Below are 24,150 nucleotides of genomic sequence, written 5' to 3' on the forward strand. Positions count from 1 at the left end.
ACACCGACACTCACCGTCGAGGAGATCCCGCGCCCGACGCCCCGTCGTGGCGAGATCCTGCTCAAGGTCACCGCGTGCGGGGTCTGTCACACCGACCTGCACGTACTGAAGTCCGAGGTGAACTTCCCCGCTCCCGCGGTCCTCGGCCACGAGGTCTCCGGCGTGGTCGAGGAACTCGGCGACGGCGTCGACACCCTCGCGGTGGGCGATCGGGTCGTGTGCAGCTTCATCATGCCGTGCGGCGAGTGTCGCCACTGCGCGCGCGGACTGGACGACCTGTGCGAGAAGTTCTTCGCCCACAACCGGCTCAAGGGCACGCTCTACGACGGCGAGACCCGGTTGGCCCGCGCCGACGGCACCCCGCTGGCGATGTACTCGATGGGCGGACTCGCCGAGTACTGCGTCGTCCCCGCGTCGGACGCCTTCGTCGTCCCCGACGGGGTCGGACTGGGTGAGGTCTCCATCCTCGGCTGCAGTTCGTTCACCGCGCTCGGTGCCGTGACCAACGCCGAGCTGCGGCTGGCCGACCGCATCGCCGTCGTGGCGGCCGGCGGCGTGGGATCGTCGATCGTCCAGTTCGCGGCGGCGGCCGGAGTCGCCCAGATCATCGCGATCGACGTCAACGACGACAAGCTCAAGGCGGTGGCCGAGCTCGGTGCGACCCACACCGTGAACTCGCGCGACACCGACGTCGTCGCCGAGGTACGGGCACTGACCGACGGCCACGGCGTCGACGTCGCCTTCGAGGCCCTCGGGCACCCGAGCACCTTCGCGACCGCGCTGGACATCCTCGACGACGGGGGCCGCGCCGTGGTCGTCGGGATCGCGCCGGCCGGGACGCCCGGTGAGCTCGATCTGGCTCGTCTCGTGCGCCGCAGCCTGCAGATCCGCGGTTCCTATGGCGCGAAGGCACGACGTGACATGCCGGCGCTGCTGCGCATGGTCGCCGGCGGGATCGTGGAGCCGGAACGTGTGATCACCCGCCGCTACCGCCTCGACGAGGTCGACGAGGCCTACCAGGCCCTCGCCCGCGGCGAGATCGTCGGCCGGGCGATCATCGAGATGGACTCCGAATGACCGACACCGTGTCCGGCACCGTCGCCATCGTGACCGGTGCCGGCTCGGGCATCGGCCGTGCGGTGACCGAGCTCTTGGTCGGTCGCGGGAGTTCGGTTGTCGCGGTCGACAACTCGCCTGCGGTTCTGGACGAGCTCGCGGACCGGCCGCGGATCGTCCCGCTCGTGGGGGATGTGACGTCGGCCGACGACAACCGGCGCGCGGTCGAGACGGCGGAACAGCGCTTCGGCCGGCTCGACGCGTTGATCCTCAATGCCGGGGTGCCCGCTTCCGGGTCCATCGAGACCCTGGACCTCGACGTCTTCGACCGATCCCTCGATGTCAACCTCCGGTCGGTGGTTCTCGGTGTGCGCGAGGCGATCCCCGCCTTCCGGCGATCCGGGGGCGGTGCGGTGGTGGTGACGGCGTCGGCGACGGCCCTGGGCGGCGAACCCAACCGCTGGCCGTACGCCGCGGCGAAGGCCGGCGCGGTCAACCTCGCCCGGTCACTGGCCCTCGACCTCGCCGTCGACGGCATCCGGGTCAACTCAGTCTGTCCCGGCCCCATCGAGACCGGGATGACTCGACGCATCGCGGTCAACACCCCCGAACGCTACGAGTCCCTGCGTCGGATGGTTCCACTGCAACGCTGGGGCACGGCCGACGAGGTCGCCGAGGTGATCGCGTTCCTCGCCTCGCCGCTGGCCTCGTTCGTCATCACCGGTGCCATCCTCAGCGTCGACGGTGGGACCGCGTCCTACTGAGTTACGCCCCTCTGCAACCTGGCGACAGCCCGTCTGCCACCGCTCCTCGCACCTCAGGGAGCAAGGGTTGTGGCGTTCTCTCGGATTAGGAGACTGCTGAAATAGTCGGTGTCGTTTCGGTGTGGGGTGAGCGGGTTTGCCTGGTGGGCTGGGATCCTGGTGGGTATGCAGGGTGAGCCGGATCGTCAGGGTGAGTTTCTGGATGTGAACTCGGTCGTCGGGCATTTGCTGGCCGAGGGCAGTGTGTTCGCGTTTTTGGCTGCTCATCGCGAGCAGTTGTTTCCTGCGGAGATGTTCGCGGACCTGTTTCCCAGCGGCCGGGGCCGTCCGTCGATCCCGCCGGCCACGATGGCGTCGGTGATCGTGCTGCAAACGCTGCAGGGTTTGTCCGATCGCGAAGCCGCTGATGCGGTCACTTTCGATCTGCGGTGGAAAGCGGCGTGTGGATTCGTGTTGGGTAACAAAGGTTTTCATCCGTCGACTCTGACGTACTGGCGTCGGCGACTGGCAGCCAGCGATCGGCCGTACCGCATTTTCGAGGTGGTACGCGAGGTCATCACCACCACCGGGGTGCTCGCGGGTAAGAGTCGTCGAGCGCTGGATTCGACGATCTTCGATGACGCGGTGGCCCGCCAGGACGCCGTCACCCAGGTGATCGCGGCGATCCGGCGGGTCGCCCGAGAGGTCGACGGTGGTGCGGTGGTGGTCGAGCAGCGTGCGACTCGTCTGGCCGCGTTGACCGGCGGCGGCTATGACCGGCCCGGCAAGCCGCGGATCGCCTGGGATGATGAGTGTGCTCAACAGGACCTGATCAGCGCCCTTGTCGAAGATGGGTTGGCCGTGCTCGACGGTCTGGACCTCGAGGCCATCGAGAAGGAGCCGAGTAACGAGGCCCAGGCGCAGGCGGTGGCATTGCTGGCATTGGTGACCGGCCAGGATGTGGAACCGGCACCAGGTTCTGATGGCACCGACGGACGCTGGCGCATCGCGCCCCGGACCGCCCCGGACCGGGTGATCTCTACCGTCGATACCGACACCCGCCACGCCCACAAAACCCGGGCACGCCAGCAGGACGGGTTCAAGGGCCACATCGTCAATGAACCGGAGACCGGGTTGGTCACCGCGATCGAGATGACCAAAGCCGCTGGTCCGGACACTTCCGACGGAGCAGTCGGGGCACGGTTGTTGCTGAGCGATCCGACCGTCGCCGACGACGCCGACGATCGTGAGGTGCTGGGTGATTCAGCGTATGCCTCCGGTGACATGCTGGCCACGCTGGCGCGGACACGATGGAACGCGGTGATCAAACCCAAGCCACACATGCCGGCGGTTGCTGGTGGTTTCGTCATCGACGATTTCACCTTCGACGCCGACTCGAACACATTGACCTGCCCCAACAACCTGACCCGACCGGTCAGCGCGAAAGGCCACGTCACCTACGGTGCGGCCTGCCAAGACTGCCCACTTCGGGCACGGTGCACCACCGCGGTTCGTGGACGCAAAATCAGTTTCGGCGAACACCACCAACTCCAGCGCGAACACCGACAACACTTCTCTGACAACACTATTGCCGACACCTACCGCCAGCATCGACCCATGGTCGAACGGACGATTGCCTGGCTCACCCGCGGTAACCGGCGGGTGCCCTACCGTGGAATCGAACGCAACAACAACTGGCTGCACCACCGCGCCGCCGCGATCAACCTACGCCGCCTGATCACCCTCGGACTGACTACCACCAACGGCACCTGGACACTGGCCACCGCCTGAACCGCGGCACCGCCGCCCCACCTAGATCGATCACCACGACCACACCCCGGAACCGACACATCCCCGCAGCAGGAACCTCAACCCAGGCTGGACCCTAATTCAGCAGGCTCTTAGGGCGCATGGGGCCTCTGTTCGCTGAATCGATAGAAACACAGGAGGTCGGGCCCGCGACCGGCAGACTTCAACTCGACCGATGGACTCCGATCGAGGTCCAGGAGTCGAGTTGAAGTCTGCCGGTCACGAAACGGGGCATCGGGGAACGCTCTGACCCTCAGAACGTCCCGCGAACCGCCCAGTCCACGCACCGGCCGAGGATGGTCCGGTACTCCGGCACCTCCCAGCTCCCCCGGTCGACCCGTCCGAGATCGTCGATACCCAGGTCTTGGACATCGAACCGGCCGCGGCAGTGCCCGAGCGTGAAGTAGCAGACGGTTCCGGCGTCATGCTGCTTGAGGTAGAGGACCGGCAACGGATCGTCGGAGGTGTTGTGCCCTCGGCGAAACCGGTCGACTCGCCGACGAACCGCGTGTGGGCGAGAACCTCTATCGGCTCGAACAATTCGCTCACGTAGAGCTCGTCGACGGCGTAGAAGGCCTCGACACCTGCCACGAGCGGATGATCGGGCGCGGCGATCTCGACCCGGTACGGCGCGATCGGCGGATGCCCGAGGAACTGACTGCCGACGAGCTGCGGCAGCACGCCCATGGTGCGTGGGGTGACGTACTTGCTCGGCGACCCCGGTGGCGTCGGCTCGATCGCGGAGTTGGTGGCGTGCAACGCCAGCCATCGACCGCCGCGTGCGAGGAACTCCGTGAGCGACCGCTGCGCGGCCTCGTCCGGAATCCGGTTGCACGTGTAGGTGATCAGCAGATCCGCGTCGTCGATGGCCGGGATCGCACCCGCGTAGTCGTCGAAGACTCGCGTTCGCACCACTTCGTGATCGGCCAGCAGCGTGAGGATCTGCAGTCTCGCGTAGTCGAAGTCGTGCCATTGCCCACCGCAGATGACGACCGCGTCGAGGCGGCCGGCGGGTCCGGACATGTCGCTCCTCGAGATCTCAGGCGTGTGCGTGCAGGGGTTTGCCCGCCAGCGCGAGGTGGGCTTCGCCGAGCGCCTCGGCCTGGGTCGGATGCGCGTGCACCAGGTTCGCGACGTCGTCGGCGGTCGCCTCCCAGTTGTAGATCAGCTGTGCCTCACCGATGAGCTCACCGACCCGATCACCGACGAGATGGATTCCCACGACGGGTCCGTCGGACCCGGCGCGGACGAGCTTCACCCCACCCGACGTCTGGAGGATGCGGCTCTTGCCGTTACCACCCAGGTCGTAGATGGCGGTGGTGACGTCACCGTGCCGTTCGACGGCTTCGGCCTCGGTCAGCCCGATCGAAGCAACCTCGGGGTGGGAGTAGGTGACGCGGGGAATCCCACTGTCCGCGACCGGCACACAATCGAGGCCGGCCAGTTGCTCCGCCACGAAGATCCCGTTCGCGAACCCGCGATGGGCGAGCTGCGGTCCCGGCACGATGTCGCCGACCGCGTAAACGCCCGGCACAGTGGTCTGCAGCGCATCGTCGACCTCGACGAACCCGCGGTCGAGTCGGATGCCCGCCTCCTCGAGCCCGAGACCGGACGCCCGCGGACCACGCCCTACCGCCACCAGCAGGATGTCGGCGTTCAGCGACTCGGAGTCGCCGAGATCGGCGGTGACCCCGGCATCGGTCACGCGCGCGGCGGACAGCATGGCCGCGGTCCGAATGGTGATGCCGCGCTTGCGGAACGCTCGGGTCAACTGCTTCGACGACCACTCGTCCTCGGTCGGGACCAGTCGTGGTGCCGCCTCCACGATGGTGACCTCGACGCCGAGCGACGCCCACAGACTGGCGAACTCGCAACCGATCACGCCGCCGCCCAGGACGATCGCCGACCTCGGGATCGAATCCAGCTCCAGCGCACGGTCGCTGGTCATGATCGGACCGCCGATGTCGATGCCCGGAAGGGTCCGCGACTGCGATCCGGTGGCGAGGACAAGGGCCTCACCCCGGTGTCGCGAAGTCCCCCGTCCGCGAGATCGACTGCGACCGTTCGGTCCCCGACGACGCGGCCGTGACCACGCACCACGCGGATCGCCCGCGATGCGATCAGTCCCTCGAGGCCGCGGTACAGACCGTCGACGACCTTCTGCTTGTACGCATGCACCGCGGTGATGTCGACACCGTCGAGCGAGGCCTTGATTCCGAAATCGGCCGCAGAGCGCACGGAGTCGACGATCTCCGCGGCATGCAGCAGCGCCTTGGTGGGGATACAACCGTTGTGCAGGCAGGTACCGCCGAGCTTGCCGGACTCCACCAGGACGACCGACATGCCGAGCTGCGCGGCGCGCAGGGCACACGAGTATCCGCCCGAACCGCCGCCGAGGACGACGACGTCGGCGGTCTCGGTGGAGTCCGCGCTCATCTCAGAAGTCGAATCGGTTGGTGAAGCCGCCGTCGACGACCAGGTTGGTGCCCGTGATGTGACCGGCGGCGGGCGACGCCAGGAAGGTCACCGCGTTGGCGACATCTTGGGCGGCGGCCAGCTTGCCCAGTGCGGCGGACGACAGCGCCGCGTCATAGAGTTGCGGGCGCTGCTCCTTGATGGTGTCCCAGGGTCCGCCTTCGAAGTAGACCGGACCGGGCGACACCGCGTTGACGCGAATCCCCTTGGCTCCCAGGACACGTGCCTGCGCCGAGGAGTGCTGCAACACGGCGGCTTTGAGCGCGCCATAGCTGTTGGCGGTGGTGATCGGGCCGGCCTCGATGGCCGATGTCGTACTGATAGTGACGACCGACGCGGCCGAGCTCTTCTCCAGATGCGGTGTCGCCGCCTCGATGAAGCCGACCAGGCTCATCAGATCGACGTTGAAGCTGTTCTCCCAGGCCTCGCGCCCCTTACCGGTCATCGCCGATGCGTTCACGATGACGATGTCGACCCCGCCGAGCGCCTCGGCCGCGTCGTCGACGAAGGACGTGACCGCGGTGGAGTCGCCGACGTCGACGGACTTCCAGAACACCGTGCCGGACTCCGACAGTTCGTCGGCGACGGTCTTGAGTTGGGCTTCGCCACGGGCGCAGATGCCCACGGACGCCCCCTCGGCAAGGAGGGTCTTGGCGATGGCGAGGCCGATGCCCTTGCTCGCACCGCTGATGAGGGCGCGCTTTCCGGTGAGGTCGAGATCCATGTCTGGTCCTTCTTCTTTCGGTCGTGCTGGCGGTTCGGGGCTGGTTGTTTCGGCGGGGTCGGACTAGAGGTTCATCGCGCCGACGGAGGTCTGGAAGTCGAGCACGTGTGTGAAGTCGTTGACGGACTGCACCGCACGGCGGGTGTCCGCGCCGCGCAACACGTTGACCGACGTGTGGTGAACGCGGACCGGCATGTCGAAACCGCTTCCGAGCGCGTCGGCGAGCACGGCATTGATCACCCCGCTGTGGCAGGTGACCACCACGCGCTCGCCGAGGTGCGCGTCGACGATCCGGCCGATCTCGCCGAGCACTCGCGCGCGGAAGGCCCCCGGGTCCTCCGCGTACGGGAACGGTTCGTAGCTGCGGGTCCTGATGTGTTCGCGGAAGATCCGGGATATCTCGTCGTGCGGAAGGGTCTCGAACGGCGATTCGTCGGCAGGGAAGGACTGCCACGGCTCGTACTCGGTCAGGGTGTCGCGGACGATCGGTTCCAGACCGTGATGGGCGGCAATGGCCCGGCCGGTGTCGAGGGCCCGGCGCAGCGGCGAACTGTAGACGGCATCGACGGTGTGGGTGGCGAGCCGGTCGGCCACGGCGCGCACCTGTCGCTGCCCGAGGTCGGACAGAGGCGGATCGACGGTCTCGGCTGCGCTGAGCTCTTTGCTCAGCGCCTGCTCGCCGTGGCGGATGAGCACGAGTTCGCACAGTCCGGCCAGTGGCGCGAACGGGTTGTCGAGGTCGATCGAGCGCGCGCGGGTCTGGTTGGGCACGGCTCCAGTGAACCACAAACTAGGTTCTTTATAAAGATACTATCGCGAACCTCCTGCTCAGGTGAGTGATCAGACGCCGAAGCTATAGGTTCAGAGGTGTCACATCACACGCTGGCGATGTCGGCGGCGAGCTCACGCACCTCGTCGGAGAAGCGCCGGCGCCCCAGGTTCGCGAGGACGACGTCCTCGGTGAGCCACGACGACGCGGACACCTCGAGGAGGCTGGACAGTGCCGTCGCCGCAGCGGCCTGCTTGGCCTTGGACGTGATGCGGTTGCGCACCCGCAACTCGGCGGAGAAGATCGCGAGCATCTCCAGACGCACCTCCCGGCGCAGCGCCTCGATCGACAGACTCCATCCGGGCGACCGCACGAAGTAGACCAGCGACGCCGCCCGGTGGGCGTCGGTCCACTCGAGAACCGAGATGATCACGTCGCCGAGCGAGGCGTCGGGATCGGCGTCGATCTCCGTGCGCAGTTGGGTGAGCATCTGCTCGGCGAAGATCCGCAGTCCGCCGAGGAGTACCTCCTCCTTGGAGGGATAGTGGTAATACACTGCCGCCGAGGTCATCTGCGCCTCGGCGGCGATGTCTGCGACGGTGACGTCCTCGATCGACCGCATGGAGTAGAGGTGCATCGCCGCCTCGACGACGACGTCGCGTCGAGACGGCCGGTGCGCGGCCCGCTTCGCGCCGCTGCCGCCACTCGGAGCGCTCGCCGACGCGCGCCCGGCGTTGCGTCGGCCGGAAGTGCTTCGTCCTGAGGGATTCTTGCCCGCCATGCGATAGATCATGACAGCATCGGGGGCTGTCACGGGCTGTGCCATCCTGATGGCACGCCGTGAACGGAACCGGGAGGTCTGCGCCACGGCGGATCGGGACGGGGAGCACGGCGAGGAGGACGTATGGCGAGATCGAGGCGAGACAACGCCCGGCCGGCCGACGGCATGTCGGAGTCGGACGCCGACTGGCTCGGCTGGGATTCGACCCCGGCTGCCGACGACATCGCACTGGCGGCCGCGGATCCGGGGGCGGGCACCGGCCCACAGGAGGACGTCGATCCTGACGCCGCACCCGACATCTCGCCGGTGGAACACGAGGCCGGCGCCGAGGGCGCACCGCCGGACTCACCGGTCCAGAACGGATCGGGCGCCGGCAACGGCACGACCGCGCACCGTCCGTCGCGGCGGCATCTCATCGTGAAGGCCGCGGTTCGGGTGTTCTCGCGAAAGGGGTTCGCGGAGGCCTCCATTCAGGAGATCGCCACCGAGGCGGGAATGGTCCCGACCGCGGTCTACTATCACTTCGCCAGCAAAGAGGAGCTCTTCGAGAGCGCACTCGGCTATGCGATGGACGCGAGTTCGGCCGCGGCGCAGTCGGCTCGACCGGACGATGTGTCCGCGAGCGCGGACTCGTTCAAGGACGTCGTCGCCGCGGTCTGGGACTGGACCGCCGAGCACCCCAATTCCGCCCGCATGCTGTTCCTGCAGATGGCCGGCGGCGCGACCCCCGGGACCCGGCTGCTGACGAAGGAGTACGAGGAACGGCACATCCGGCGTGCGTTCGACTACTTCCCGGCCGGTGAGGACCCGCCCAACCGGCGTGCGGCCACCGCACAGCACGCGGCGCGCACCCTCCGGGTCCGGACGATGATCGCGATGACCATCGCCATCCAACCCCTGCGTATCGAGGGTGGGCCGCTGTCGGACATCCCGGTCCCCAGTCTGCGCACCGCGACGACCGACGTCTGCACCAAGATGATCGAAGGCCGCTGACCCGAGCCGAGCCCGTCGAGTAACTTTAATTCCGAAACAGTTACTCCGATGCAGGTTGGACTCGAACATGCGCATCCTCGCGATCACCGGCGGCCACTCCTTCGACCGAGCCGCCTTCGCCGATCTCCTCGACGCCCTTCCCGGTGAGGTCACCTGGCGCGAACATCCCGACGCCGCGATCGGGCCCGACGACCTCGCCGACCACGACGTGTCCCTTCACTACGACATGCCGGGCACCCTGCCCGAACCGTACGACCCGCCGGAGTCGTTGCGGGACTGTCTGCGCGCGGCCCGCGAGACGGGGCACGGATACGTCGTCCTGCATCATGCGATCGCGAGTTGGGCCAACTGGGACGAGTGGTCGGAGTTCGTCGGCGGCCGCTACCTGTACCAGCCCGGAACCGTGCGCGGGGCACCGCGCCCCGACTCCGGCTATCGGCATGCGGTGGAGCAGCGGATCACCATCGAGGACAGCACCCACCCGGTGACCGCGGACCTGCCGGCACATCTCGACCTCGTCGACGAGACCTATCTCTGCGAGGTGTTCGAGGACTCCGTGACGCCGTTGCTGCGGACGAACGCACCGATGACCGACGACGTGCACTTCTCCACCGCACTGGCCATGTCCGGGCGGCGGGGTGAACGGGAGGGGTGGCAGCACGCCGAGGGATCGTCGCTGGTCGGCTGGTGTCGCACCAACGGCGCATCCCGCCTGGTCTACCTCCAGCCCGGCGACACCGCGGCCACTCTCGCCCACCCGGACTATCGGTCCCTGATCGCCAACTCGCTCCGGTGGGCAGCCCGTTCCATCTGGACTTTTTTTACAGCGAATACAGTTCGATGTGTTGCCGCTCACTCTCGGTGCTACAGTTAGTGAATACGCTGCCAAGTAAGAGGCGCGCCAGCCCCACCGAGGAGAACCCGATGCGTCAGATCCAGCATCCGATGAGTCGAGCCATCTACGAATTCGACGAGGACTTCAACGTCCTCGTGACCACCAAGGACGGCAAGACCGGCACCTTCGACCCCGAAGGCCGGTATCTGCACGGCGAAGTGAAATCCGTTGACCCGGAGATGGCCCGCTGGGTCGGTCTCGGTCCGCGCGAGCCCGTCCCCATCACCCAGAACCGTCGCTTCATGGGCGCTGCCAAGCTCCTGGAGAAGATGCAGGCGGACCGACTCGCCGACGAAGCCCGCAGCAATCGCCTGGCCGAAGGAGGCAAATTGTGACCGAGATCGACACACGCACCCCCGGATCGTCGGCATCCGACGACGAGCAGGCCGACTACGTCGCCAGCTACCATCGACTGCTCGACACCGACACCCACCCGGTCCCGCAGGTCCTGCGGGAGGAGACCCACGACCTCTACGAGGATCAGAACTTCATCCCGGTCTCGCGGTACATCAGCCGCAAGTATCACGAGCTCGAGCGAGATCGTATGTGGTACAAGGTCTGGCAGATGGCGTGTCGTGAAGAGGAGATCCCCGAGCCCGGGGACACGCACATCTACGAGATCTGCGACAAGTCGATCCTCGTCGTGCGCGGCAAGGACATGTCCATCCGCGCGTTCTACAACTCGTGCCTGCACCGCGGCCGGATGCTCCGCGAGGAGAGCGGTCCCGCGGGCAACGACCTGCGTTGTCCGTTCCACGGCTTCTGCTGGAACCTGGACGGATCGCTGAAATCCATGACGTGCGAATGGGATTTCCCCCACGTCGACAAGGATGCAATGAACCTTCCGCAGGTCAAGGTGGACACCTGGGGCGGCTTCGTCTTCATCAACATGGACCCGCAGTCGGAGTCGCTTGCCAGCTTCCTCGGCGACCTGGGCAAGCACTTCGAGGCCTGGCCGCTGGAGGATCGCTACATCCAGGCGCACGTCGCGAAGGTCATCGACGCGAACTGGAAGATCGCCCAGGAGGCGTTCTCGGAGGCCTTCCACGTCATCACCACCCACCCGCAACGTGTTGTGGGGACCGGGGATTCGAACAGCCAGTACGACTCGTGGGGCAACTTCAACCGCGGGATCACCGCCAACGGCGTGCCCAGCCCGCACATCAAGTTCACCCCGAGCGAGCAGGAGATGTTCGACTCGATGGTGGACGCGCGCATCGACGAGGACCCGATGGTCACCCTGCCCGACGGTGTCACCGCGCGCGAGATGTCCGGCCTGCTCGCCCGCGAGGGGCTCCGCGACGTCATCGGTGATGTCAAGGCGGACAACATGTCCGACGCCGAGTCGCTCGACAGCATCTACTACACGGTGTTCCCGAACTTCCATCCGTGGGGCGCCTACCAGCGCATCGTCTACCGGTTCCGGCCGAACGGCGACGACCACAACACGTCGATCATGGACGTCTACCTGCTGGCGCCGTTCACCGGGCCGCGCCCGCCGGCCGCGAAGGTGCAGTGGCTGACGCCCGAGCAGACCTGGATCGACGCCACGGTCCTCGGCAGCTCGGCCCGTGTGTTCGACCAGGACGCGTACAACATGCCGAAGGTGCACCGCGGCCTGAAGACCACCACCCAGAAGTACCTGCCGATGGCGGCGTACCAGGAACTCAAGATCCGCCACATGCACCACCTGCTCGCGAAGTGGGTGGGCGAGGAAGTCGACTGATCCCCCCGTCGTCAATGATCTCGACTCGGCGCTGCGACTTCGGATGAAGCCGCAGCGCCGACTTCGTCTGTACTCGCCGACTGTGCACTCGCCGCCGGTTGAGCTGCCTCCGCTGGTTGAGCTGCCCCCGCTGGTTGAGCCGCCCCTCGCTGGTTGAGCTCCCCCCGCTGGTTGAGCTGCCCCCCCGCTGGTTGAGCTTGTCGAAACCACTCCCTGCTGATCGGCATGATGGTGGGTGTGTTGATGCTGACGCTGATGCTCGTCGCCGGGGCCGCTGCTGCCGGGTGCGCGATGACGGCGGCGTACGTCTACCTGCGGCCCGGTGACGACCATGTGCGCGCCGAACGGCTCGCCCGGCGGTGGCTGATCGTGACGGCGGTCCTCGGTGTCACCGCGCTCTGCCTGCGATTCGGGTGGCTGTTGCTGAGTTGAGATCCAGTACGTAGGCCACGCAGCGCAAAATGCGGGATCCGTGTCGGAAACCGTTACGTATCCCTCACTCTGTTCTGCTGAGGCATACGATGCCGAGCAGTACCCGACCCACGGATTCGGAGTCATGATGCGACTCGGACTACACGCGCTGGGCATCGGGACCGGGGCACGCCGCGACATCATCGACGCCGTGGCCCGCGAAGCCGAGGCACGTGGTTTCCGCACACTGTGGTGCGGCGAGCATGTCGTGATGGTCGACGACCCGGCGTCGCCGTACCCGTACACCCCCGACAAGAAGATCGCGGTTCCCGCCGAAGCGGACTGGCTCGACCCGACGATCGCCCTCTCCTTCGCCGCCGCGGCCACCACCACGATCCGGCTTGCCACCGGGGTGCTGCTGCTCCCCGAACACAACCCGGTCATCATGGCCAAACAGGCCGCGTCGCTCGACCTTCTCAGCGGGGGACGACTGACCCTTGGCGTGGGAATCGGTTGGTCCCGTGAGGAATTCGAAGCACTGGGGGTACCGTTCGCTCGACGAGGTGCCCGGACCGATGCCTACGTCGAGGCGATGTGCGCGCTCTGGCGGGACGAGATCGTCACACATCACTCGGAATTCGTTGCCTTCGAAAGCATTCGGGTCAATCCGAAACCGGCGGCGGGCCGGATTCCGTTCGTCGTGGGCGGCAACAGTGATCAGGCGTTGCGCCGGGTCGTCGGCTGGGGTGATGGCTGGTACGGATTCAACCTCGACGACGTCGACGCGGTGGCTGATCGGATCCGCACGATCGACCGGTTCTGCCAGGAGAGCGGACGGGACCGTTCTGATCTCGATATCGCGGTCGCGCTGCGGAATCCGGTTCCCGCTGACCGCGCCGGTCTCGACGCTCTCGGCGTCGACGAACTGGTGCTGGTGGAATCACCGCCCGCGGATTCCGATGCGGTGCCGGGATGGTTGGACAAGCTGGCGGGGCGCTGGGCGGTCTGAGGCGGACGGAACTAGCGCGACCACAGTTCCGGCTCCTCACGCAACAGACGCGCACGCCCCTTGCGACGGTAGCGGTAGATCTGGATGGCGCCCAGCCCCCAGAGCATGAACTGCGCCGACATCGCGCAGGTGAACGCCTCCGGCGGATATCCCTGGACCCCGTCCGGGGTTCGCCAGTCGAGGATGAGACCGATGAGCCCCGCGAGGATCAAGCTGGCAATGAACCCCGCCTGATTGATGATCCCGGTGGCCGTGCCCGCCCGCGATGCCGGATTGGAGGTGCGGCCGACATCGAAACCGATCATCGACGCCGGACCGCCCATTCCACAGACCACCACCAAGAGCACGAGGAGCGCGAACGGCGCGCCGCCGGGCCACGCCAGTACCACCGTCCAGGTGGCCGCGATTCCGGCGAGCACCGCCAACACCAGCGTCGACCTGTGCCACGGCCACCGGGTGATCAGCCACGCGAAGATCGGGCCGAACGCCATGATGGCGAACACCATGATCGTCAGGAGCAGACCCGCCGCACCGGCGCTCATCCCCTCGCCCTCGACGAAGAAGGGGTAGCCCCACAACAAGCCCAGGACGGTGGCGCTGAAGTGGGTCGAGAAGTGCATCCAGAAACCCAGTCGGGTGCCGGGGTGATCCCACGACTCGCGAAGGTTTCGCCGGATACCGGCCAACCCGAGCATCGGTCCCGACACCGACCGCACCGCCGCGGAATCGCGCACGACGACCAGTGCGACCACGAGCAGAACGGCGCCGATCCCAGCGGTGGCCAGGTACGCGCGACTCCATCCGAAGGTGGACAGTGCCCAGGTCATCGGTATGGCGGCCGTGACCGCGCCGAGTTGGCCGAGCACGCCGGTGAGCTGCGTGATCAGCGGGATCCGCCGCGCCGGGAACCAGCTCGTCACCAGTCGCAGGACACACACGAAGGTCATGGCGTCGCCCACCCCGACGAAGAACCGCGACGACAGCGCCCACGTGTAGTTGTCCGCGAACGCGAAGCTGATCTGGGCAAGCGTGAGGATCAGCGTTCCGCTGAGGAGTACCCGACGCGGACCGAACCGGTCGACGACGAGCCCGACCGGCACCTGCATCAGCGCGTACACCAGCAGCTGGAGCACGACGAAGGTCGACAACTGCGAAGCGCTGATCTCGAAACGCTCGGCAGCCAGCAGGCCGGCAACGGCCAATGAGGAGCGCTGCAGCACCGCAACGAAGTAGACCGCGACCCCGACGACCCAGATGGTCATCGCCTGCCGCGAACTGACCGGCGAGGTCACCTGCGGACCTCGCCGTCGGGCCGAACCCGGGAAACTCTTTCGATCACCTAACTATTGTCGGGCACGGCGCGAACGGATCGCGGGCGCCCTCGGAACTGCCGCCATCACTCCGCGGGTAGGCCGAACCCGAGCTTGAGCAGAGCGGTCCGGAACTTCGACTCATGCTCGGGTTGGACACCCAAGAATCGGTCTCCGAGCAGATGGCACAGCGGGCGGAGCCTGCGGTCATGGGCGATGAGCATCGCGGTGGCCGGATCGACGCACTCGATCACGCGAAGAGGTCCGCGGTCGATGAGTTGCGCTCCCCGCCGGCGGACATCTTCTATCAGAGTGGTGAGCGTCGAAGGCAGTTCGTGTTCAGCGCGACGGTGTAGGTAGTCGGTGAACTCGGTGAGGTCGCGCCCTGCCCCGAGGGCTGCGGTCAGGGTGGTCGGCGACACGTTCCAGGTGTGGTCGGCGGTTTGGGTGGCGAAGGCGGCGAGGGTGAGTCTCTCGGTGTGGGTGATGCCGCGGGCAACCACGATGTCGAGGTTCGGCAACGCCGTCAACGGTGAGATCTCGTCGAGATCCTCAGTCGGCGTGAAGGTGTCGGTGAGGCCCAACGCATAGGCGCCGAGCGGTGTCAGCCGGATTCGTCGAAGACCGTCGTATCGGCTGAGGGTCTCGAGGAAGTCGCTCCCCCAATTGCTGTGATAGTCCGTACGGGCGCCGACTGGATCTCGGTAGTCGAGATCGAACAGGCCCAGCGTGCCGGCGTATTCGAAAGTCACCGCCATCGTGTACCGGCCCTCGAGCAATGACCAACCATGATGTCCGTCGTATCCGAAGCTCCCGTACTCGGGATCGAGAATATGGAGCCGCCACAATGCCCGTTCACTTCTGGCGATGGTCGGGCTGAGGCGCTTCCGACGCATGGTGGCGAAGAGGTCGTCGATCTCGATCCACTCGCCCAGAGGACAGGTGGCCAGTCCATCGGCGACGGTTGAACGGCGCCGCTTCACCGCGCTGAGCACGTTGGCGCCGCGCTGCCCCTTGATCGCCTCGATTCGGCCGAACTCATCGATCGCCCCGTGCGTGAGCCATCTGCGCCACACGGCGAGGATGACCTCCTCCGGCCGGTTGCGTAGAGCAGCATGACCTTTCGGTGTCAACGTGAGGCGAGTGCCGTCTAACTTGGCCAGCCCGGCGGACTGGACGAGTAGTGGCCAGGCGAACGCGGCGATCGCCTCGTCGACATAGAAGTCGCCGTTGACAAGATGGCTGGCGACAGTCTTCACCGTGGCCGCCGATGGGCGCGCGGTCTTCGCACTGCATTTGAGTTGCCCAGATGCGCACAGTTCCAGGACCGCCCGCACATTGGCCAGCGCTTCCTGTTCGGTCGATCGAACCTGGGCGCCGTCATCAATACCTACGTCCGCCACTCTCACACCTCTCCGGGTCGGGTCGACGGACTCTCATCGACGCGCCATAGGCGTTGCGCCTCTGCGGAGATCGGTCTGACTCCCAAACAACTGGGCGGTTCGCACCCTCAGTGGGAACGGCGTCGTCGCGGTCCGTGACTCTTGTCGAGATGCAGCGAAGGTTAGCCGGACGCGCCGGGCAACTTTGACGGATCTCGGGTGAGCCGGCACGGCCCGTCAATCTACCCTGCGCCGGCTGGCTAACCTATGGCATCATGCCTCAGCTCCCCGCAGACTGACCTCGGTTTGATTGTGATCCGTTGGTAGTTTCGGCCTATGACGCGCACCCCGAAAGCCACGGCTAAGGCGCCCACCCTAGTTCGGTACAAGGATGGGAACAGCTCTGAAAACCGTTTGCTGCGGCTAGCACTGTTGAAGGCATGGGGAGAGCTATGCTACCTCTGCTCGACGCCAGTCACGTTCGTCGGAGCTGAGATCGACCATATCCTCCCCAAAACCATCACTGATGAGGACCTCGACAAGGCCAAGCACGAGTGGCTCGAACCCGCACGGGCAACGGCCTTCGATCTGAACTCGGCGCACAATCTCGCACCTATATGCCGCAAGTGCAACTCGGACAAGTCCGATACCAGATTCACTGGAGTTCGGGCCATCGCAATGTGGCTAGACGAGGCGCACAAGAAGCAAGCTTCAGTCGAGAGGTACGTCAAGGGCTTTCGCAACGCATCTGGCGTACAAGGAGCCCTGGTCAGACTCCTCGAAGCCGACTTCTCGTCAGCGGCGGCGAAGGACTGCCTGCTCGAACTGGGACCAGCTCTCTTGGACCGACTCCGAGCAGAGTCCCCTAGTGTCCTGGAAGCTCCTTCAACTCATGAGTACAGGGGCAAATACAGCAGCTACGGATGGCATGAGTTGGAGCCTCGCACGTTCGCGGACGGCCCACTGGTTGCCTCGGTGGTCCTGGACGAGGGTTCAAGGCGAGCGAAGGTCGTCTTAGAGGACGTGTTCGGATGGGACTTCGATCGATCGCTAGACGTTGCACTTGAGGCCACCGCGTCGGCCGTAAGAAGCGATCTAGCCGACCAGATTGCGGGCAAAGTCAGAGCAGCTGGCCACGACGACCCGGACCTCGGTTCTGTGGAAGGGTTCATGCAGCTCGCGGTCGTCGAAGTCCGATTTGATGCCGACGATCGTTGCATCCTCGTGAAGGGCCACTTTGACGCGGACGGTTCGGCGGAGGTTGCGATCGCTGACTACCAAAACGATTCAGGGACCGTGTGGGGGCAATGGGACGCTGGAGCTACGAGCGGGTCCTTCGCAGTGTCCCTGCTGGACGCGACCGCTGATGACGTCGCGGAGGTAAGTTCCGGCGATGTCGTGGCAGTGGTAGGGGATGTAGAACTGACCGTCTCAACCGACTGAGGATGGGTGAACTGTCGTGAGCCCCGCACGACGCGACGTGTCAGATATGCGTCAAGGTCCAGGTTCTCGTGGATCGGTCACCGACCATGTCAACGCCGATACTAAGTTGCCTGTTTCGTGGGACTCACCGATTTTGGTTCGAAGTCAGCAACTTTCGGCATCGATCCACCGACCGAGGCTAGGCATTCGCATCCTGCACGAGGACCCGTACTGACCAACGAGGATCCCGTCGTAGCGCAGCAACGGTATTGTCGAGTTGATCTCGACCGCCAATCTCCCTAGCGAGTACTCGCCGGACAATTGGTTCTTCATCAGCTGCGAGCCGTTCGGCAGTAACGCCGTCGGAGTTTCGAACGCAGATGACCGCGGCCGCGCAGCGTAGTTCTTTTTGTGGTGCGGCAGCAAGGACGCCCAAGAAGGGCTCCACTACGTGCCCGTCGAGAACGATTAGTGCTTGAGCGAGGTCTCGGTGACCGGCGAGTACATTTGTTGCAAGCTGAATGCCCTGGTCTCGGATTGCTTTCTGCTCAGCATCCGTCTTGGCCAACCGGGCAGCGAGGAGCAGCGCAGAGGGTCGGCTATCCGCGACACCGTTCCATCGCATAAAGCCGAGCGGATCTCCAAGTGATGTGTGAAAGCCGTCAGGCTCTGACATCGGCGCAGTCCGGGCGAGATCGAATGCCCTGTCGAAGAAGTCGGCACGTTGGCGCTCAGGCAAGTCGTCGACCAGGTTCGATGAGGCGTGGTGGTAGTCACGGCGGTTCTCCGCCCCCTCATAGGGCGATTTTGCTTTGGTGAGCAGAGCTTCGATGCATCGAATGCGATCCTCAACCGGGAGATGGAGCGCGACCAGGGACTGCTCGACCACCCGGGTACCGACTCCATACCTCCCCGGACCGTTCTTGGTGTCTTTCTGTAGGTACTCGGCCGCTGCATCGAGCCGAGCTTGGGAGGGCTTCTGGTCATCGTGTAGCGCCAGAAGTGCAGCCGCGTCGTGGTGCGGTTGCTGCACACGGTCGGCAAACAGCCGAAGTCTTGACCCTGTGAGGTCAAGGTTGTCGACCAACACTTGCGATTCGGTGGTGCCGAACCAGTGCGACTCACGCTCGAACAGGCCCAGCAGCTGGTCTATTGCGGTCTCGCGCAGCGACGTGTGGGTGCGCGTGATGCCGGACATGATCTGAACGTGACTCTTGTCAGTGTGCCAACCTGCATTGGGCGGCGCGGCTACTCGTTCATCAAGTAGAGCAATTACTTTCAGTGCTTGAGATTCCGTCAGGCGGTCAGCGACGGAGGCGATGAAGGTGTAGGCAGCGAGTTGAAGAGACGGGTCAAAGAACGACTCAGCCCGAGTTTCGTCCAGTACTTCATCAATTGCACATAGGGCACTGTCTACGACCGTTGGTACTTGGCTGTCGGGGATCAAGTCGGCCTGCGCCGCGGCGAATCGTAGGGCAGTCGCAGCGATCCATTGATGCGGACTCTCCACGAGTTCGGCGACGTTGTAGTACTTGTCACCGAGGGCACGGGCTGCCTGCTCCGCTTCCTTGGGCCGGCCGGCGTAGACGTATTGGTGGGCGGCCAGATCGGGGTGTCCTGACTTCATGAAGACACTGCCTAACAGACTTCGTGCATCTCGTTCGTCGGCGAGGGCACCGCTGATTATCGAGTCACGGAGGTATCGCCTGAGGGAGATCGCCGCTACGCGGTCGCGTCCAGCGTTCAGCGCTGCCAAACCACTCTCTCGGCTGCGCTGAGCGGCTGTTGCTAACCTCGGCTGCCCCGGGAGGTTCGCTATCTCGCGGGCAAGTGGGTGCCATCTGTCGGTCAGGATTCCGGAATATCTGGTCGCGATCTCACGCTGGCTGTACAGCCATTTAGCCGCGTCGCTGTGTCGCTGCGTCAGACAAGCGTTGTCGATCGCCTCGCTCCACTCGTCTTGTGCAGTCGTGTAGTCGCCCTTCCCGGCAAGGTGGCGGGCGTAGCGCGCGTGAACCAGCGCGGCTGCCTCCTTCGGTAGGGAGATCCGTGCTGCGCGTACCAGCTGCTTCCAGTCGCCATCGGTATCGGCGACTGCGATGAGTATGCGTGACTGGAGGATTGGGTCGTCGCATACTTCTGCTGCGGATTGCCGCAAATTATCGGCGAGCTCAAGAACTCTGTCGGTGCGGTCGTCACCGAGATCGGATTCGGTAATCAGCAGCAGTAGGCGCGCTCGATCGGTTGGGTCGAGGTCGGCGAGTGCTGTGAGGTCGCCGCCAACCCTGTGCGGTACAGGCGAGGCTAGGGAATCCGCAACGAGAGAAGCGGCCCACCGCGCTGCTTTCCACGCGGGGTTGTCTCTCAGATCGTCGTGACCCTCGAGTAGGCGTTCGATATCTCGTTGACATCGATCAGCGACAGCGCTGTCGCCTGCTCGTTCCGATTGCCAGAGCATGCGCATTATCAGTTTGAGGGCATCGCCGGTTCGGCCAACCCGCACGAGCAGTGGGACACGGTTCTTGTCGAATTCAGCAGCGTGACCGGGAAATCCGCGTTCCTGGAGCTTCTCCTGAACTTCTCCGTACAGTTCAAGCGCCTCATTAGGGTGGGTCTCAGACTTCACTCGCGCTTGCTCGAGTTGCAGCTCGACGTGCGCTGATCGAAGGGGGCCCCGCACTATGGCATCAGCTGTATCGACAGCATCTTTCGAAGGCACGGCGATCGGGGTGACGATGTGAGGAAGGCAGAACCTCTCTGCGGTCGCTGGACCGAAGAACTCGATCACGATCGAAGGCTGGTCTCGCAGCAGTTCGCTAATGCGCTCCTGGTCCCAGATCTCGATATGTAGCGGATCATGAGTGGTATTCAGTTCGGTCACTCGCTCAATGATCGACCTCTCTGTGACCGTGCAGGCGACACCAATGATTAGGCGGTTCACCGTAAACGGAAAGCTTGAGTCGAGGAACTTGTCGACGGCCTTGTCGAGGTCTGCCCTTGTGAAGGTCTGGTATCGCTTCGACTGGATGGCCACAGCGTTCAGGTCAGCGTCCAAACCAACTACATCGATACCCTTCTGGGCTTGTCCCGCGCTTCCGAACCGCTTGACATCGCGTAGTCCGAGTACATCGTGCCCGATCCGAAGGAGTAGGCGTTCGAAGTTCTCCCATTTCACAGCCGTTGTCGGGAGCGCCTCGCTCAAAGGATCGACGCCCTGCAGGGCAACATCTGAAGCAGACGCCAGCACTGGGTCCAACGGGTCGATTACGGACAGTTCGACCGCTTCAGTCATTGGTCTAGATCTCCTCAAAACCCGACTGGTCAAACTTCAGGGTCCTCGCGTTCTCAGAAACGGTTCGAACCCGGTTCTCGTTGAAGCCGTCAGAGTCAGTCGCTTCAATCTCAATCCGTACTCTCACGTTTGTGTTTTCCCCCGAACGGAGGTGGGCGAGCACCTCGTCAGCAACATTCTTGAACTCCAGCGCGATCTTGTCGGAGTTGAGTGTCTTCACCCCGAAAAAGCGTGTGGGCCATTCAATATCCTGCCTTGGTCCGGGGCCGGGCGGTGGGGTTGGTCCTGGTCCGGGGCCCGGCGGTATGGGGCCAGGTCCCGGTTTCGGCTCGGGGCCGGGTTCGGCCGAGCGCTGCTGCTCTGCGATGTCGGGCCGTACGAGCAGCAAGGTGTCGGTGGCAACGGGCGCAGCGCCCTTGTCCTCGGGCGTCCACAGGCCGATATAGCGGCCGACAGTCTGGTCGTAATCGGTGGCGAGCGCGAACGCATCAGTCGACCAGATCATCGGCAGGTCGACGATGCCTTCGTCGAGTACCTTCCGATCTCGGAGCCGAGGCATATACGGGTACTGCGAATAGAGACCCCACAGAGCGCCCAGCGAGACGTGCCCGTCCTTCCAGATCTGCGGCACCTTGTTGATCGCCAGCCGGATGGTCGCAGCCGCCTGTCGAGTTGAAAGATCGCCGTCATTGCCAAGTCGACGCGAAACACGCTCAGCCAACGACTCAGATTGACCCTCGACTCTGGTCTCACGGATCAAGAACGGTGAGCTGGGCTCCGGCTGCGTCGGCACTAGCGCCCAGGTGAATGTTTGCAACAGCCGCGCGGTCACGGTCTGGTCGGCCTGGTCGCGACGTTGTGCAGCTTGGTTCTTCTGGTTCTGTGTCAGGTCGAGGTCGGCCTCGTTGTCGAGGACATGCTTCCAACCGAGGAAGTCCCTTGTCGCCGAGTCGAGTTCTTCGAGACGCGCCTCATCCGCGGCCAGGTAGACGATCATGTTTCGATTGGTCCGGTTGGCGCTGCCCCGCTGCTCAGTGGCATTCTGCGCGAAAGCCTTAGCGTCAGACTCCGCCTTGCCCTTGTGCGCAACCTTCGGGTGAAGGATGACCAGCCGCGCCTCGTCGGTGTCGGGTATGTCAGCGTTGCTTTCGGGGCAGACGTGGACGCCAGCGAACTCGCCGCGCGTTCGACCCTGACTCTGTAGGCGGCGAACAATCTCAGCCCAAACGTCCTCCTTGTGCAGGCGCTCCGCTTGATCCTTCGCTGTACGGGTGATGTTGGGCTGCAGGTCGTACCAGTACTTGCCGGACCCTGAGTAGAAGTACGTTGCGCGGTCACCGAGCTGTGTCAGCGCGGCGTGGAAGTTGCCCGGAACATCCCCGGGCACGGCGGTACCGAGGAAGACGCGCTGGGTGCCGATGCCCTTGTGGGTCGAACCGGGCGCGATGGTTGGCGCCGCACCGAAGAACACTGTGCGCGCGAGTCGCTTCGTGAGGGCACGCTGCCCGAACAGCGGCTTCTCCTTGTCGATACGTCCTGGCTCGGAGTTGGGGCCGTCGACGTCGGCGTCGATGATCGTCTTCCAGGAGTCCTGAAGGTACTGTGTCAGTTCGGCATTCACATTTGCGGTGGCGAGCGGAATCGAGCCGGGCATGATCAAGGGCGATGCATCCTCGCCCGTCCAGAGGGCGTGGATGACCGTGCTCATCAGGCGCAGGACACCACGTGTTCGCTGGAAGCGTTCGAGGGATGACCACTCCTCGTAGAGGGTGTCGAACATCTCCGGGTGGATCGGGTAAGTCCGCTTGATGCGGTCTTCGTATGCCGTATCGCGTGCTTCGCGGGGGAAGTCGTCGGTGTACTTGCGGTACATCTCACCGTAGGTCCGCGCAGTCGCGCCGATCGAAGCCAACGCCGCGGCATCGGCATCCTTGAACAGCCGCTGCTTAACGATGCGATACGCCTCGTCGGACGACGCCGGCCGCCACTGATCGGCCACTCGACGCACTACGTTCTGGAGACGTTTCAACGCCTCCAAGCCATGGGCGCCACCGACCTCCTCCGCGTTTCCAGCGACGATCTTGTCTCCGCTGTCGCCACTTTCGGAGGCCGGTATCGAAATCGCGAGCAGGACACCCGAAGTGCCCTTGGCTGCCTCTGTCAGCGACTGGGCGAAGGTGAACTGGTCGTCGAACGTGCCACCAGCGAGGTCGTCACGGCCAACGAGTGATCGGGCGTATGCCACCCACTCGTCGATCAGAATGACAGCGGGTGCATAAATGCTGAGCAACTCGTGGAGTTTCTCGCCGGGGTGTGTGCGGTCAGCGTCGGACCGGGAGATGAGAGCGAACGCCTCGGCACCACCGAGCTGCCACGCAAGCTCACCCCAGATCGTGTTGACCTGAGTTCCGTCGTCCTTGGTCACACCCGACGGGCTGAAGTGATTCCCGACGATGGCGACGCGATTGACCTTGTCGCCCTGGTAGCCGCTGGCGAGGAGCAGCTCCTGGGTTGCCTGCGGGAACTCGCCCACCGGTAGCCCGGCGGCAATATGCCACAGAGACAGCATCGAGTGTGTCTTGCCGCCACCAAAGTTGGTCTGAAGGTTGATGACCGGAGAGACATTGTCATCTCCGGCGAGACGCCGCACCGCTCGACCGATCAGGTCGCTCAATCCATCGGTTAGGTATGTGCGCCGGAAGAACTCGACGGGATCGGAGTAGTCCGAGTCGACCTCGCCTCCTGTCGCAACCTTGTACAGGTCAGCCGCGAACTCCGACGCGTGGAAGTTGCCTGTCGCGACATCATCGTGGGGCTGAAGTACTTCTCGCCAAGGTTTCAGTCCCCCGATGGCCTCGGGGTTGTCGACCGCTGCCTTCAAGGCTCGCTTGTCGTCACGGTCGGCGGTCACGCGCCGCAGGTTCAGGCGAATGGCCTTGATGCTGTCGGCTTCACCGGGCTTGGCAAGCAGACGCATCAACCGTTCTGCGGTGTCGAGAACGCGGTAGGCATCGTCATCGGTGAAGGAACCGTTGTGGGCCCAGGTGTTTCGGGCATTCTTGAGCTCCGTCGCGAATGCCTCACCAACACGACCCAGGGTGTCGGAGAACGGATACCAGCGAGGCTTGACGTTGGTTGTGATCGCCGACTCCGTGAGTATCCGCAGCTGCACCTGGGGATCGAGGGGGTCGTATACCTTCCCAGCGTGTTTGTCTTTGGCCGCAACGAGCTGGACCCAGTTCGCGCCAGCCCCCGGGTCTACTGCGCCGATCACAGACGAAATGTAGTCATCCAGTGCTGGGGCGATGGCCTCGAACATTTTGCCGATTCGGTCGCGGTTACTCAGTGCCATG

Annotated in this window: 18 protein-coding genes and 1 pseudogene; 10 read left to right on the forward strand and 9 right to left on the reverse strand. The window is 64.7% G+C overall.

The genetic code is table 11. The features are described 5' to 3' along the window. The first annotated feature begins 24 nt into the window (after positions 1–24). The 3 genes from MVF96_RS22910 (at position 25) to MVF96_RS22920 (ending at position 3,590) form a co-directional block, all read left to right on the forward strand. Positions 25–1,077: a zinc-binding dehydrogenase gene (locus MVF96_RS22910; protein ID WP_247452163.1), complete on the forward strand. Its 1,053-nt coding sequence runs from the start codon at positions 25–27 to the stop codon at positions 1,075–1,077. Beyond that, positions 1,074–1,820, forward strand: a complete 747-nt coding sequence (locus tag MVF96_RS22915; protein ID WP_068972147.1) for an SDR family NAD(P)-dependent oxidoreductase — start codon at positions 1,074–1,076, stop codon at positions 1,818–1,820. Before MVF96_RS22910 ends, MVF96_RS22915 begins: the two co-directional genes overlap by 4 nt. A 165-nt stretch (positions 1,821–1,985) precedes the next feature. Further along, positions 1,986–3,590 (forward strand): IS1182 family transposase, encoded by a 1,605-nt coding sequence (locus MVF96_RS22920; RefSeq protein WP_247452164.1) that lies wholly within the window; start codon positions 1,986–1,988, stop codon positions 3,588–3,590. A gap of 237 nt (positions 3,591–3,827) precedes the next feature. On the opposite strand, the gene MVF96_RS22925 is transcribed toward MVF96_RS22920, so the two are convergent. From MVF96_RS22925 to MVF96_RS22945, 5 genes and pseudogenes are all read right to left on the reverse strand, one after another. After that, the gene (locus MVF96_RS22925) at positions 3,828–4,631 is read right to left on the reverse strand and encodes a ThuA domain-containing protein (protein WP_247450610.1); all 804 of its coding nucleotides are present in this window, start codon (positions 4,629–4,631) and stop codon (positions 3,828–3,830) included. A 16-nt stretch (positions 4,632–4,647) separates the two neighbouring features. Then, positions 4,648–6,044: pseudogene (gene lpdA / locus MVF96_RS22930) on the reverse strand (dihydrolipoyl dehydrogenase). Between the two features lies 1 nt (position 6,045). Next, positions 6,046–6,807 carry an SDR family NAD(P)-dependent oxidoreductase gene (locus MVF96_RS22935; RefSeq protein ID WP_247450612.1) on the reverse strand — a complete coding sequence of 254 codons (762 nt, stop codon included), beginning with the start codon at positions 6,805–6,807 and terminating at the stop codon, positions 6,046–6,048. 63 nt (positions 6,808–6,870) lie between these two features. After that, positions 6,871–7,578, reverse strand: coding sequence for a histidine phosphatase family protein (locus tag MVF96_RS22940; protein WP_247450614.1), 708 nt, complete (start codon positions 7,576–7,578; stop codon positions 6,871–6,873). A gap of 104 nt (positions 7,579–7,682) precedes the next feature. Then, positions 7,683–8,390, reverse strand: coding sequence for a TetR/AcrR family transcriptional regulator (locus MVF96_RS22945; RefSeq protein WP_247450616.1), 708 nt, complete (start codon positions 8,388–8,390; stop codon positions 7,683–7,685). Positions 8,391–8,480: 90 nt separating this feature from the next. On the opposite strand from MVF96_RS22945, the gene MVF96_RS22950 reads away from it, so the two are divergent. The 6 genes from MVF96_RS22950 to MVF96_RS22975 all read left to right on the forward strand — a co-directional run bounded on the left by MVF96_RS22950 (position 8,481) and on the right by MVF96_RS22975 (position 13,391). Beyond that, entirely contained in the window at positions 8,481–9,350 is an 870-nt protein-coding gene (locus tag MVF96_RS22950; RefSeq protein WP_083229472.1) for a TetR/AcrR family transcriptional regulator, read from the forward strand. 67 nt (positions 9,351–9,417) lie between these two features. After that, positions 9,418–10,224, forward strand: a complete 807-nt coding sequence (locus MVF96_RS22955; RefSeq protein WP_247450617.1) for a ThuA domain-containing protein — start codon at positions 9,418–9,420, stop codon at positions 10,222–10,224. 50 nt (positions 10,225–10,274) lie between these two features. After that, on the forward strand, positions 10,275–10,580 hold the full coding sequence (locus MVF96_RS22960; RefSeq protein WP_058252858.1) for a hypothetical protein: 306 nt from the start codon (positions 10,275–10,277) through the stop codon (positions 10,578–10,580). Continuing rightward, a complete protein-coding gene (locus MVF96_RS22965; protein WP_247450619.1) occupies positions 10,577–11,971 on the forward strand; it encodes an aromatic ring-hydroxylating oxygenase subunit alpha in 1,395 nt (464 codons plus the stop codon). The genes MVF96_RS22960 and MVF96_RS22965 overlap by 4 nt, the downstream gene beginning before the upstream one ends. Before the next feature lie 225 nt (positions 11,972–12,196). Further along, positions 12,197–12,403, forward strand: coding sequence for a hypothetical protein (locus tag MVF96_RS22970; RefSeq protein WP_247450620.1), 207 nt, complete (start codon positions 12,197–12,199; stop codon positions 12,401–12,403). A gap of 127 nt (positions 12,404–12,530) precedes the next feature. Beyond that, on the forward strand, positions 12,531–13,391 hold the full coding sequence (locus MVF96_RS22975) for an LLM class F420-dependent oxidoreductase (RefSeq protein WP_247452165.1): 861 nt from the start codon (positions 12,531–12,533) through the stop codon (positions 13,389–13,391). Positions 13,392–13,402: 11 nt separating this feature from the next. Here MVF96_RS22975 and MVF96_RS22980 read toward each other — a convergent pair whose 3' ends face one another. Both MVF96_RS22980 and MVF96_RS22985 read right to left on the reverse strand, forming a co-directional pair. Continuing rightward, on the reverse strand, positions 13,403–14,683 hold the full coding sequence (locus MVF96_RS22980; RefSeq protein WP_247450622.1) for an MFS transporter: 1,281 nt from the start codon (positions 14,681–14,683) through the stop codon (positions 13,403–13,405). 104 nt (positions 14,684–14,787) lie between these two features. Beyond that, positions 14,788–16,104, reverse strand: a complete 1,317-nt coding sequence (locus MVF96_RS22985; protein WP_247450623.1) for a helicase-associated domain-containing protein — start codon at positions 16,102–16,104, stop codon at positions 14,788–14,790. 315 nt (positions 16,105–16,419) lie between these two features. On the opposite strand from MVF96_RS22985, the gene MVF96_RS22990 reads away from it, so the two are divergent. After that, entirely contained in the window at positions 16,420–17,526 is a 1,107-nt protein-coding gene (locus MVF96_RS22990; RefSeq protein ID WP_247450625.1) for an HNH endonuclease signature motif containing protein, read from the forward strand. A gap of 178 nt (positions 17,527–17,704) precedes the next feature. Here MVF96_RS22990 and MVF96_RS22995 read toward each other — a convergent pair whose 3' ends face one another. Together MVF96_RS22995 and MVF96_RS23000 are read right to left on the reverse strand one after the other, a co-directional pair. Further along, positions 17,705–20,797, reverse strand: a complete 3,093-nt coding sequence (locus tag MVF96_RS22995; protein ID WP_247450627.1) for a hypothetical protein — start codon at positions 20,795–20,797, stop codon at positions 17,705–17,707. Positions 20,798–20,801: 4 nt separating this feature from the next. Beyond that, positions 20,802–24,149, reverse strand: a complete 3,348-nt coding sequence (locus MVF96_RS23000) for a DUF499 domain-containing protein (RefSeq protein WP_247450629.1) — start codon at positions 24,147–24,149, stop codon at positions 20,802–20,804. Position 24,150: the final 1 nt, after the last annotated feature.

The organism is Gordonia hongkongensis (assembly GCF_023078355.1).
Taxonomy (GTDB): Bacteria; Actinomycetota; Actinomycetes; order Mycobacteriales; family Mycobacteriaceae; genus Gordonia; species Gordonia hongkongensis.